Below are 11,188 nucleotides of genomic sequence, written 5' to 3'. Positions count from 1 at the left end.
GAGGAAAGCGGCAGCAGGGACAATCCCTGGAAAACGGGAAGGTTACGGTTACCCAAACCTTGTATGACAGCATGCTCCGGCCTGCTGTTACCACAAAAGCGGCAACGCTGGAAACAGATTCAGATATCTTGATGAAGTACCGTCCAGATGCCGTTACCTCCCTGGATTGGAATACCGGGATCATGAAAGGTGCTATTCCCGATGCTCTGCCCAACGACGAAGGTTATCCCTACAGCCGCAAACGATTCGAGGACTCTCCACTAGGCCGAACCGTGGAGATCGGAGCACCGGGCAAAGATTTTGCCATCACCGGATCTTCCAGTGATCATACCGTCAAATATGCATATAGCTCCAGTACTGAAGAGGATAAGTCCGGACTGCCCGCTAATGAATACTTCAAAAAAACCCGTACAGATCAAAATGGCAGATCAAAATATGTGCTTCTCGATAAATTCGGTAACCAGGTTTTCAACGTCATCCCGATGGATGATAATGCCGTTAAAAGTGCGAGGCTTTTATCCTATTCCGATACCGGCAAGGTAGAAACTAAACGGCTCCCAAATTATTTTGATCCGCCGGAAGGCTCCAAGCCCTCTGACTGGCAGCGCAGCAGATCGTTTAATACAAAGGGACTATTTACGGAAGCCACAGAACCCAACTCCGGAAATGTCTGCTATATTTATAATCCCGATGGATTGGTACGCTTTTCCCAAAACGCTGAGCAGTCGAAACAGGGAGTGTTTTTGTATAAAAAATACGATTCTGAAGACCGGATTATTGAAGAAGGCTATTTCCCCTACAACGGGAACACTGAAGAACTGCAGAAAAAAGCGGATACAGACCCGGATTGGCCCGGTACAAATCAGTCTGCGCACCCGAAATATAAATACAGTTATAACGGAGATGGCAAAACTTTGAATGATCTGGGACAACTAACCGGAATAAAGGTAATGAGTCACACTGAAGATAATACGGTTGAAGTGGAAGTACTTCAGCATTTCAACGATCGTCAGAGGCTATCCCAAGTTATTCTTACCCTTGTTTCCGAAAACTCCACTTTTACGACCCGGTATGACTATGATAATCTCGGGAATATAAATAGTACTACTTATCCTTCCGGCCTGGAGTTGTTGTACGTACGCGATGAGGTGGGGCGGGTGGTAAAGATTACCGATGTCGATCATACCGTTCTCTTGGAAACTACGTATAATGCCGGAGATCAAATACTGACCGAAACCAATAAAATCAATCCTTCGGCTCCCCTTACCACAAATTACAGCTACAATTCACAAGGGTGGGTCACCCGGATAGAAGGATCCCACATGACTGAAAATATTACTTACATAAAAGAGGGATATCAGGGGAAAGGTTTTTTCGATGGCAGTGTGGCATCAAACAGCATTCAGCTAAATCTTCCGTCTGATAATAAGGTTCCTTCTGAATTGACCTATCGCTTCAACTATGATAATGCATACCGTGTTACCGTTGCTGACTGTTTACTGGGAGAACAGCAGGCCTCTCGGTGGTCCCTGGGACTGATCAATCCTGTTACCTACGATGCCAACGGAAATTTCCTGCAGGTAGACAGCGAAAACTATGAATATGAAGAAGGAACTGATTTCGCAAAAAATACGGATGGTTCCGATAGTTGGGATTATACAAAAGATGACAGCGGTGCTACTGTATCAGCCCTTCCGCGGGGAATTTCGCAAATATTGCGAGACATTTACAGCGGTAAAGCGAGCTCGATCAAGATAAAATCCAGTGGTACCATCAGCTTCACCTATGATGACAAGGAAAAGAGAGTGATGAAGAAATCCCCTCAAATGACCAAGACCTATTCCCGGAACACGGTTGGTGCAGTTCTGGAAGAATTGAAACAAAGCAGCGACGAGGGCAATGACCAGACCAAGAATTTCCTCTACGGGCCGGGTGGATTGTTTGGTCTGAAAGTGGGTACAGAATTAATCGCCGTCCATAAAGATCATCTCAAGTCTCCGAGAATACTGACTGACGATAGCGGAGCGGTCATTTCCGCATACCAGTATGAGCCGTTCGGGGGATTGATTGATGGGGAAGTCAGCGATACCGAACTTCTGCAGTATCTGTTTGGCGGCTATGAATTTGATCCCGAAACCGGTCTTTATAATGCTGGATCCCGATTATACGATCCGAAACTACGCCGCTTTTATAACATTGATCCCAAGCATCAATATGCTTCGCCGTACGTTTTTGTCGGTAATAACCCGATGAATATGGTCGATCCTGACGGAGAAGCCGCCTGGTGGGCCGTCTTGATCGGCGCTGTTGTGGGAACCATCGTGACGGTAGCTACCGGGGGAGCAGGAGCGGTAGTGTTCGGGACGGAACTGGCAGTTTCAGCATCCGTCGGAGCCGTCGCCGGTACGGCAGGGGCTTTGGCCGGCGATGCTACAACTGCTGGTATTGCTGGAGAGAAATTCACCGGCAAGAGGGCTCTGGTCGATGCCTTATCCGGTTTCGCCGGGGGGCTTGTTGGAGCAGGTGTGGGAGGATCCGTAGGGAAAGGTGCCATAAACCTGGCATATAATGCCGGGCGTAATACTGCTGAGGATATTGCCTTTGTCACCCGCTTGGGAACGGCAACATCGATGATCAGCGGCGGATTTGCGGGCGCGACGGCCTCATCAACAGTTAGCTCAGCCATGACAGGACAGCCGTTTTTTAGCAAAGAAACAGCTTTGAATATTGCCATCGGTACTGTTGCGGGGGCAGGAGGCGCTTTGATGGCATCCGGTGCACATTTCGGTTTTTTTGGTGCGATGCCTAAACAGCTGGGAGCAGCAGACTTCAACGATATTTTTACAAATTTAGATGAAGGGGATAATAGTCAGTTTTTGCTGACCAGCGTACGTGAAGATCAATATTTATCTACCAGGCAAGCCATCCGCAATTCATATGGCCGAGATGAAGCCGTATTTAAAATGAGTCCCAGCGGAAATGAAGAGGCGGATGTCATTGCCCTGCATGGGGTGGGGCGCTTTGTTTTTCCGTATACCAGACGGGGGTATACGCAACCCATGTCCGCCAAACTCTTTGGTGAATATTTAAACAACCAACATTCTTATTTGAATGCCCAACGGACCCAGCTGAGAAGGGGGTATGTTCCTCCTCTCAAATTATCGATCTGTTTCAGTGCATTACCCGGACGATTCGGCAGTGTCGGCCAAACCCTAGCAACGGCGCTGGGCCGGACCACTTCCGCCGGTAAAGGAATCGTTTATCCGGCTAAATTAACGCAAAACTGGGTTAAATTTAATCCTTGATAGTTTGAAAAAAGAAATTTCCACTGTCCGATCCAGGCTGAGCATCACCAACAAACAGCTCAGGGAGTTTGAAGCCATTGCTTCTGATGCGGGGCAAGATCTGTCCCGGCTGTATGAAGGTGAATCGCAAAACACCCACTATCGTATTGCCAGCATGCAGGAGGCGCGGCGTATTCTGTCGCAAGCAACGGAGGCTGAACGACGGAAAAGAAGTGAAACCTTTCTCGACGGTCTTGAGTACAGGAGCCGAATTCCACAGGGTATGCATGACAGAGGCGAAGCCTATGTATTCGCCGATCATCCATTGGAAGCAGAGCGGGACAAGGGTGGTCATGATAACCATTTGCCCATTTATGTACGTACTCTTTCCATACTGGAAAAGGTGGTCCCGGCCGGTGGAGTATGGGACCTCAGTGTTCATCCTTCGGAATGGGGTGTTGATGAACGGGAAGAGATGTATAATGTCGTCAACATCGGAAAGTTGACGCTGGAAGCTGGGGCATCAATTGTCGTAAGGGGAAATGCTTTTATCTTGACCTGTCAGGAGCTAATCAAAGAGGGTTCTTTTCGTACTGATTATGATATCGGTATTCTGGGAACGCTCCATGGTTTTGGTTCTCGGAGAGGAGACTATGACGGTGCCCACGGGAAGGCCGGGAATGATGGAAGCAAGGGAGCTGACGGGCGGAAACCACGGCTGGGTTCAACCTTCTTGGGGTCTGTTACTGATGAATTTTTCAGTAAAGATGCTCTCAACGGAGGAGACGGTAACGATGGGGAAGCCGGTGCAGACGGTGAACCCGGTCTCAACGGTGGTGCCTGTCGCATTGCGGAGATTAATCTACGATGTATGACAATTCAGTCTCCTGTTACAGTAGGGGTCATCCCCGGTAGAGGAGGTAATGGCGGCGATGGAGGCAATGGCGGCGACGGAGGAAATGGTGGTATGGGAATAGACGGTTTTAAAACCGTTGAGAAGCTGGTCCCACCAGGGTGCGGAGGTAATGGAGGGAATGGTGGAAAAGGAGGAAAAGGAGGTCGTGCCGGTCATGGAGGCATCTCATCCAACGTATTTCTGACTGTTCCGGAGAAGGCAATCGAAAATATCCATTACTTCTCGAAGAAGGGACAGCCGGGTAAAGCTGGCAAAGGCGGAACCGGGGGCAAGGGTGGCCGTGTTGGCAAAGGGGGGCTTCCGTTTACAAGGTCAGAGAATGATGAGCAGGCAGATCGCTTGGACGGCACGCCGGGTGAGCCCGGAAAGAACGGGCGCGATGGGAGAACAGGCAGAGTAATGCCTGCTGCTAAGATTTATGTAAACAATTGTCTGAAAACAGATTCAGAACCGGACTATTTCTCCAATTGATTGTTCTTGAGGAGCATAAATTACGCCGAATGATCTAATGTGGCACTGGCAAGGCGAAGAAAATCTGTAACATGGGTTACAATGGCTCGCCGCTGCTGGCGGGCGAAGGCCAGATGCTCTTTATCGATTGCCCCAATTTTATCCGCAACAACCAGCGTAAGGACATCAATCCTGCTGCGGCGTAGCCCGTCAGTTACAGCAGTCGGTATATGTTCATCAAGGTAAAACTTGGAAGGGGAGTTCACGCGGTTCCGTGGGATTTTTGGTCAAAAAGCAATAGGATCTGCTGGCGGAGCTGCTCGGCAAACGCTTCACTTTCTTCGACAGAGCGGTCTATCTGCTCACGGTTGGCAAAATAAAAGGCTAAGGCCACATAAATGTCAACTAAATTGAGGTCATATTAACTGGCTATTTAATTGGCGGATCACCCCAACCGATCGTACCAGATGGCTACATTTTGTACGGTGATGCAGTGGCCGTCAATCCGCGGGGCGCCTCGACAGATACCTGGAGTTTGAACGATACGCTGATCGATCGAGCCATAATACTGGATTGATTTAGCAACTAACGAAAGATGAGTATTAAAACCAAATGCGACAGGGAAGGGCGGGGCACGACCACTTTAGGCTGGTTATAGGGCGTATTTATATATTCGAAATGGCTACTTTTATTATCAATTTTCGCAAATTGAAGTATACGGCCCGTCAAGTCTTTTAGAATCTTAAATTCTTTTTTCTTCCCAATACCGATGAAGATATTCAAGCTATAGAAAAGAAATATATAGTTGTTATTCTGGATAGAAACGCATACACTTATTTGTAAATGTATGCAATTTTATCCAGATGTACGTATCAGAGCCCAAAATAGAGAAAGCTGTTAGCATATTTAAGGAGCATGGTGGAGTTATGCGAACGAGTGAAGCTGAAAGGGCAGGCATCCATAACCGCACGCTCTACCATATGCTTGAGGAGGGTTATATAACGAAGCTTGAGCGTGGAGTTTACAAGCTTAAAGACAAAGGACCGCTTTCAAATCCCGATCTGGCAATTGTGGCAACGAAGATCCCCAAAGCAAGAGTATGTCTGATCTCTGCGCTGGATTTTTATGATATGACCACTGAAATACCCCACAGTGTTCATATTGCCCTTCCCAGAACAAGTAGAGATCCTAAGCTTGACTATCCGCCTCTATCAGTCTATCGGTTTTCTGGTAAAAGCCTGACCGAAGGAGTAGAAGAGCATGAGATAGATGGAGTATCCGTTCAGGTATACAATCCGGCTAAGACCATAGCTGACTGTTTTAAGTTTCGGAATAAGATTGGACAGGATATTGCCATAGATGCCCTTGAAAGAGGAATCAGTGAAGGCAAAGCAAGCTATAAAGATGTTCTTCACTATGCAGAAATTTGTCGCGTTAAAACGGTCATAAAACCATACTTAGAAAGTATAGCCAATGGCTAAATCCAAACAAGCAATTGTTGATTCGGTACATCAGCGCCTGTTGAATAAGGCACGGGAAACAAATAGACCATTCAATGAGCTACTGCAGTATTATGCAATGGAAAAATTCCTGTTGCGCATGAGTAAACTACCCAATGCAGAGGATTTCGTGCTAAAAGGAGCGTTACTTCTAAGAGCGGCCGGTATATCTGAGTTAAGAGCAACCAGAGATATTGATGTACTTAAATATGGAAGTAGCGCGATACCTGATATTGTGGAAATATTTAGGAAGTGTTGTAATATCAATATTGAGGGAGACCAAAATTCCAACAGAATTACCAACAGCGCTAACAGAGACTTTTTACGAGGACGGCACCAAGAAAAAACAATGGAAAGCGTTTATAGGTAAAATATCTGATGACCAGCTACCAAAAGAGCTTAGCTCCGTTGTTGACCGTGTTAAAGCATTTCTTTGGCCAGTAACACGTTCAATTCAGGAGAGTTCTACATTTTCTAAAACCTGGGAGCCGGATAAGGGTTGGGATTAGTGGGTGTAATTTTGATGTCTCTCTTGATATATATCAAGAGTATTTCCTGTCAAATATCAATGGTGGATATGGTCCCAAGTAGTATGTTAAGCATGAACAAACTGTTTAACATCAAAGCAATAACACAATGACTACTGCAACGAAAACCTTATGGAACATAGATCCAACGCATTCGGAAGTACAATTTAAAGTAAAACACTTGGTAATTTCGACTGTTACCGGAAGTTTCGGCTCTTACGATGGAAAAATAGAAGCTGATGGCGCCGATTTCGAAAATGCCAAAGCAAGTTTTACTGCTGATATCGATAGTATCACCACCAACAATAATGACCGTGACCAGCACCTGAAGTCTGATGATTTCTTTAATGCAGAAGAGTATCCGCAGCTGAAATTTGAGTCCACAAACTTTGAGAAAGTTACTGACGGGAAATACAAAGTTACCGGTGATTTAACCATCCGTGACGTCACCAAAGAAATAGAACTGGATGTCGTCCACGGTGGTACGGTTACCGATCAATATGGTCAAACCAAAGCTGGATTTGAAGTTGAAGGAAGTATTAACCGAAAAGAATTTGGCCTAACTTGGAGTGCCGTAACCGAAGCTGGTAACGTGGTTGTTGGCGATAAAATTAAACTGCAATTAAATGTACAGTTTATTAAAAATTAACTGACGACTAACGTCCCATACACCTATAAGCGGGTATTCTCTTCTGGAGGATATCCGCTTTTTTATTTCCTGATGATTCCCTGTACATTTTTAGATATCTTTGATAAGTCAATTTGCACAAAAACGGCGGCAGTCACTAAGCAAACAACGAATGTATCAGGTACTAAAAGAAAATTTTCAGGAACATGTCTAGTTAACTGATGATGAGTGGGAGATGTGTAAAAATAATCTTCGCCCCAAGCGAATGCTCAAACGACAATTTCTACTTCAAGAAGGCGATGTTTGTCGTGAGTTAGCGTTTGTGGAAAAGGGCGCGCTATATTCTTACACGGTGGATTCAAAAGGTAATCAGCATGTCATACGTTTTGCCTTTGAGGGCTGGTGGATGGCAAACCTGCAAAGCTTCTTCACCGGTGAACCAACTACCTTAAATATTGAGGTTCTTGAAGACAGTGAGCTGTTGATGCTTGACCGGAAAAATCATGAAAAACTTTTGGATGAAATCCCCGCCTATGAGAGATATCATCGTATCATTGTGCAAAATGCATATGTGGCCTTGCAGCAACGCGCGGAAAATGCACTTGGGCTTACCGCTGAAGAAAAGTACAGCCGTCTGATAGAGCAAAATCCCGAGTTCATGAATCGTGTGCCACTGAACCTTGTGGCTTCTTACCTGGGGATGAGCCCTGAAACCCTGAGCCGAGTCCATGGGCAGATGAGTAAGTAAAGGGCTTGCTATTTCTCAAGGGCTTCTCTATCCCATTTTCCGTTGACGGCCTCGGCCTTATAGGTCGTCTGGAGGAAATCGAGCAGTGTCTCATCCGGGTTTGATGCGTTCTTCACAGCCTGATAAGGCAGTAGGTAGTCTCCAAGATCCTCATTATATAATGCATCCTGAGGCTTGATAACTGAATCTCGGTAGCCCTCCGGCTCTGGATAAGCGTAAGAATAGAACGCAGCCTCTCCAAAACCGGTGCCTGGCCAAAATCCGGCACTTGACAACTCGTGGGAATAACTCTTTTCCATAACCCAATCAGGGCAGTTTGGAACCCCTCCAGGATGTTTTGGAGCGGTTCGTCCCGAGAAACGTGTTACCGCCAAATCAAATGCTCCCCAGAAAAAGTGAACAGGACTCACTTTACCCATAAAATTTGACCTGAATTGTGTAAAGACCCTCTGTACATGAGTCAGAGTTTTCCAGAATTGGTGTACTGCTTCTGCATCATAAGGTGCCTGCTGGGTATTTTCCGGGAAAGGTACAATAGGATCCGGGAGCTCAACCGGCATGGGATAAATTTCGGTTTCAAGATTCAGTTGCTTGAGGTTGTCGAGTGTTTTATCATAGAAATCGGCCACAGACATCGAGTCCAAAGTAAATGAAGCCTTTTTCCCATCTATTTTTCGAATATCCAATCGGTGGTAAATAAAATTAAATTCAATTTCGAAACTACCTGACGCATGTGGGATTAATGAAGTAGACAATCCGCGGGCAGATACATACAACGGTACATGCCAGCAGTGATTAATCCAAGGCATATTTTTAAGACGTATTTTCCCGACAATTTGCGACCATAAGTGAACTACCTCAAGTGTCTCTTGCCAATCGGCCAGAGCAGGCAGTTCGGGCCACGAATAATCCTTTTGACTTGCTGATGAGTTCTGTTTCATAGTGACAAGTATTGTATATAGTTAGGTGCCCATACTATTTTAGTACATCCTTCAATGACTCATCCCGCTCAATAACTGATTTAGCATATGGACAGAGTGGAATTACCGTCAATTCATTGTCACGAGCATAATTAACCGTATGCTCAACCAATTCATTACCGATATTTTGGCCTCGAAGTTCATCGGATACTTCAGTGTGGTCAATAATTATTTTATCTGAACCGGCCTTTGAATAGGTGATTTCGGCTTTTGTATCACCGTCCTGTTCAATAAAAAAGGATCCTTTGCTTTTTCCGTCTTTCTGTTGAATAACCATAGCGGCTGGGGAATAAGTTTAAAGCATTATTTGTTCCAACTTATATAATGCAGATGATAGTTAACAATCCCGTAATGTTTTTTGATATATGTCAAGAGGTTTTCTTAGCAAATGTCAATGACAACTGTCCACTGGAAGACTATAATAAAGAAACACAGAAATGGAGTCGATATGAAAACAATGATGATCTCGGTATTCATTTGAAAGATAAACCGCAACGAAAATATTATACCCATGGAACCATTCTGATACCAGAATAAAAACTACCCTTTCAGAAAGGTAAAATTCCAGGCATAAAAAAAGCCCCTAACTCTTTGTAAGTCAAGGGCTTAACTTTTTGAATTGCGATCCGGACGAGATTCGAACTCGCGACCTCCTGCGTGACAGGCAGGCGTTCTAACCAGCTGAACTACCGGACCGTATATTATTGTAATTCCTTTTACATCACTATCGTTTCCTCATTCGGACTGTCACATCACGCCAGCAGTCGGTACAAAAGAAAAAGGAGACTGTTCTGTCCTCCTGCATGACCGGTGGCTGAGGCACGCACTTCGTCAATCACAAAGGGCCTGTTCCTGCTACCGACCTGTCTCACTGATAATTTGTGGTCTCATACTTAAGCCAGATCGCCAGACCGAATGAGAGCCCTGAATATAACGACCTTTCGGCTCCCATGTCAAGTCAAAATTTGATTTAATCAAAAGAATTTCCGGTGGCTCTGTCTCGGGGTCAAAACAGGAAAGTTTGAAACCCGCGACTGTCTATGGAGAGAAACGTTTTCCTGTATAATACTACAGGGGCCTGCGTCGAGCATTGTGTAATTAAAACTTTTGATTCACTGAAAGAATTTAGTTACCATAGATATAAACCAAGGAATTTTGTATGTATCAGCCAACATTTATTGAAGTATCGCACGATATTAGCGTCCAGGTAAAACCGGTTTACCTGGAAGAAGAATCCAATGCGGTTGCAAACAAGCATGTATTTGCCTATTTCATAACCATCAAAAACTTAGGGTCCCGGACCGTGCAGTTGCTCACGCGTCACTGGGAGATTGAAAACGCGTCGGGCAAAACGCACGAGGTGGACGGGGAAGGCGTCATCGGGCAGAAGCCTACGATAGAACCGGGCGGAGAGCATACGTACAATAGCTTTTGTGTACTAAAATCGTTCCGGGGCAGTATGAAGGGATTTTATACCATGCAGGCGGACGACGGGAAGCAGCTGAAGGTGAGAATCCCGAAATTTCGCCTGGTATCGCATGTATTAAATTAAACGGAACTTCGTTTTGCGTTTGGTTTCCAAATAGGCCTTCCGTGCTATAAGAGATGTAACTATTGGTTGGCAAAGACGCTTGGCAGGAGTTAACACCCGTTACACGCTGTAGGGTCAGTTAACTGCACAACGCGTTAAAAGGATAGAGTGTATGAGGATTTTGAAAACCCGGGATTTGGGTTAATATCAATGGCTTAATCTTTAATTTTACTATTATTCCGTGAATAATCCGGGTTAAGCATGTGTGAGGATATTGAAGGTGCAAGAATCCAGAGATTTGTCAGCCGAACGCTCTTCCCCAAGGCTTGCTATAAAAAAAGGAGGACCGTAAGTATCAGTTACGGCCCTCTGTCGGGATGGTGATGGGATGTATTAGGGATACAGTATACTAACTCTCCAAAGCGGTTTCTATTGCCTTTAAAATCTGATTACTTTTTGGTGTCGAATCACTGCGGAAACGGCGGATGAGTTCGCCCTCTTTATCGACCAGGAATTTTTCGAAATTCCACTTGATTTCACCTGTAAAATCGGGGTTAGAAGCCGATGTAAGATACTTGAAGAGGGGATGCTGATCCTCGTCCTTGACAGAAATTTTTGAAAACAT

General features: G+C 45.3%; 12 protein-coding genes, 1 tRNA gene and 1 pseudogene. 7 read left to right on the top strand and 7 right to left on the bottom strand.

The genetic code is table 11. The features are described from left to right. Positions 1-3,305: RHS repeat-associated core domain-containing protein (locus ACESLU_RS06790; RefSeq protein WP_372636956.1), on the top strand; the 3,305-nt coding region annotated here is incomplete at its 5' end. A gap of 4 nt (positions 3,306-3,309) precedes the next feature. After that, positions 3,310-4,671 carry a hypothetical protein gene (locus tag ACESLU_RS06785; RefSeq protein ID WP_372636954.1) on the top strand — a complete coding sequence of 454 codons (1,362 nt, stop codon included), beginning with the start codon at positions 3,310-3,312 and terminating at the stop codon, positions 4,669-4,671. A 20-nt stretch (positions 4,672-4,691) separates the two neighbouring features. Here the strand turns inward: ACESLU_RS06785 and ACESLU_RS06780 are convergent, their stop codons facing one another. The 3 genes from ACESLU_RS06780 to ACESLU_RS06770 are packed head-to-tail and all read right to left on the bottom strand — an operon-like array spanning position 4,692 to position 5,194. Then, positions 4,692-4,916, bottom strand: coding sequence for a DUF5615 family PIN-like protein (locus ACESLU_RS06780; protein ID WP_372636952.1), 225 nt, complete (start codon positions 4,914-4,916; stop codon positions 4,692-4,694). Continuing rightward, complete coding sequence (locus ACESLU_RS06775; protein ID WP_372636949.1) at positions 4,913-5,044, bottom strand: hypothetical protein; 132 nt, start codon at positions 5,042-5,044, stop codon at positions 4,913-4,915. The genes ACESLU_RS06780 and ACESLU_RS06775 overlap by 4 nt, the downstream gene beginning before the upstream one ends. A gap of 51 nt (positions 5,045-5,095) precedes the next feature. Beyond that, complete coding sequence (locus ACESLU_RS06770; protein ID WP_372636958.1) at positions 5,096-5,194, bottom strand: DUF433 domain-containing protein; 99 nt, start codon at positions 5,192-5,194, stop codon at positions 5,096-5,098. 319 nt (positions 5,195-5,513) lie between these two features. Between ACESLU_RS06770 and ACESLU_RS06765 the strand changes: the two genes are divergently transcribed. From ACESLU_RS06765 to ACESLU_RS06750, 4 genes are all read left to right on the top strand, one after another. After that, positions 5,514-6,131 (top strand): AbiEi antitoxin N-terminal domain-containing protein, encoded by a 618-nt coding sequence (locus ACESLU_RS06765; RefSeq protein WP_372636947.1) that lies wholly within the window; start codon positions 5,514-5,516, stop codon positions 6,129-6,131. Then, positions 6,124-6,519 (top strand): nucleotidyl transferase AbiEii/AbiGii toxin family protein, encoded by a 396-nt coding sequence (locus ACESLU_RS06760; RefSeq protein ID WP_372636944.1) that lies wholly within the window; start codon positions 6,124-6,126, stop codon positions 6,517-6,519. Before ACESLU_RS06765 ends, ACESLU_RS06760 begins: the two co-directional genes overlap by 8 nt. A gap of 266 nt (positions 6,520-6,785) precedes the next feature. Further along, the gene (locus ACESLU_RS06755) at positions 6,786-7,325 is read left to right on the top strand and encodes a YceI family protein (RefSeq protein ID WP_372636941.1); all 540 of its coding nucleotides are present in this window, start codon (positions 6,786-6,788) and stop codon (positions 7,323-7,325) included. A 244-nt stretch (positions 7,326-7,569) separates the two neighbouring features. After that, a complete protein-coding gene (locus tag ACESLU_RS06750; protein ID WP_372636938.1) occupies positions 7,570-8,052 on the top strand; it encodes a Crp/Fnr family transcriptional regulator in 483 nt (160 codons plus the stop codon). Between the two features lie 8 nt (positions 8,053-8,060). Here the strand turns inward: ACESLU_RS06750 and ACESLU_RS06745 are convergent, their stop codons facing one another. The 3 genes from ACESLU_RS06745 to ACESLU_RS06735 all read right to left on the bottom strand — a co-directional run bounded on the left by ACESLU_RS06745 (position 8,061) and on the right by ACESLU_RS06735 (position 9,728). After that, a complete protein-coding gene (locus tag ACESLU_RS06745) occupies positions 8,061-8,993 on the bottom strand; it encodes a DUF5996 family protein (protein WP_372636935.1) in 933 nt (310 codons plus the stop codon). Between the two features lie 34 nt (positions 8,994-9,027). Then, complete coding sequence (locus ACESLU_RS06740) at positions 9,028-9,309, bottom strand: GNAT family N-acetyltransferase (RefSeq protein ID WP_372636932.1); 282 nt, start codon at positions 9,307-9,309, stop codon at positions 9,028-9,030. A 345-nt stretch (positions 9,310-9,654) separates the two neighbouring features. Beyond that, a tRNA-Asp gene (locus ACESLU_RS06735) sits at positions 9,655-9,728 on the bottom strand. Between the two features lie 463 nt (positions 9,729-10,191). Here ACESLU_RS06735 and apaG point away from each other — a divergent pair. Continuing rightward, positions 10,192-10,584, top strand: a complete 393-nt coding sequence (gene apaG, locus ACESLU_RS06730; RefSeq protein WP_372636929.1) for a Co2+/Mg2+ efflux protein ApaG — start codon at positions 10,192-10,194, stop codon at positions 10,582-10,584. Positions 10,585-10,972: 388 nt separating this feature from the next. Here the strand turns inward: apaG and ACESLU_RS06725 are convergent. Beyond that, positions 10,973-11,188 (bottom strand): annotated as a pseudogene (locus ACESLU_RS06725) (glutathione peroxidase); the annotation flags it as partial.

It is taken from the genome of Fodinibius sp., assembly GCF_041642155.1.
In the GTDB taxonomy this organism is placed as follows: domain Bacteria; phylum Bacteroidota; class Rhodothermia; order Balneolales; family Balneolaceae; genus Fodinibius.
Note: the sequence above shows the minus strand (reverse complement) of the source record. Positions and strands in the feature narration are given on the sequence as shown.

What these genes read in the sequence shown, in the direction of transcription:
- ACESLU_RS06765 (WP_372636947.1), top strand. Translation starts at nt 5,514, where the DNA reads ATGTACGTATCAGAGCCCAAAATAGAGAAAGCTGTTAGCATATTTAAG.
- ACESLU_RS06760 (WP_372636944.1), top strand. Translation starts at nt 6,124, where the DNA reads ATGGCTAAATCCAAACAAGCAATTGTTGATTCGGTACATCAGCGCCTG.
- ACESLU_RS06755 (WP_372636941.1), top strand. Translation starts at nt 6,786, where the DNA reads ATGACTACTGCAACGAAAACCTTATGGAACATAGATCCAACGCATTCG.
- ACESLU_RS06750 (WP_372636938.1), top strand. Translation starts at nt 7,570, where the DNA reads ATGCTCAAACGACAATTTCTACTTCAAGAAGGCGATGTTTGTCGTGAG.
- ACESLU_RS06745 (WP_372636935.1), bottom strand. Translation starts at nt 8,993, where the DNA reads ATGAAACAGAACTCATCAGCAAGTCAAAAGGATTATTCGTGGCCCGAA.
- ACESLU_RS06740 (WP_372636932.1), bottom strand. Translation starts at nt 9,309, where the DNA reads ATGGTTATTCAACAGAAAGACGGAAAAAGCAAAGGATCCTTTTTTATT.
- apaG (WP_372636929.1), top strand. Translation starts at nt 10,192, where the DNA reads ATGTATCAGCCAACATTTATTGAAGTATCGCACGATATTAGCGTCCAG.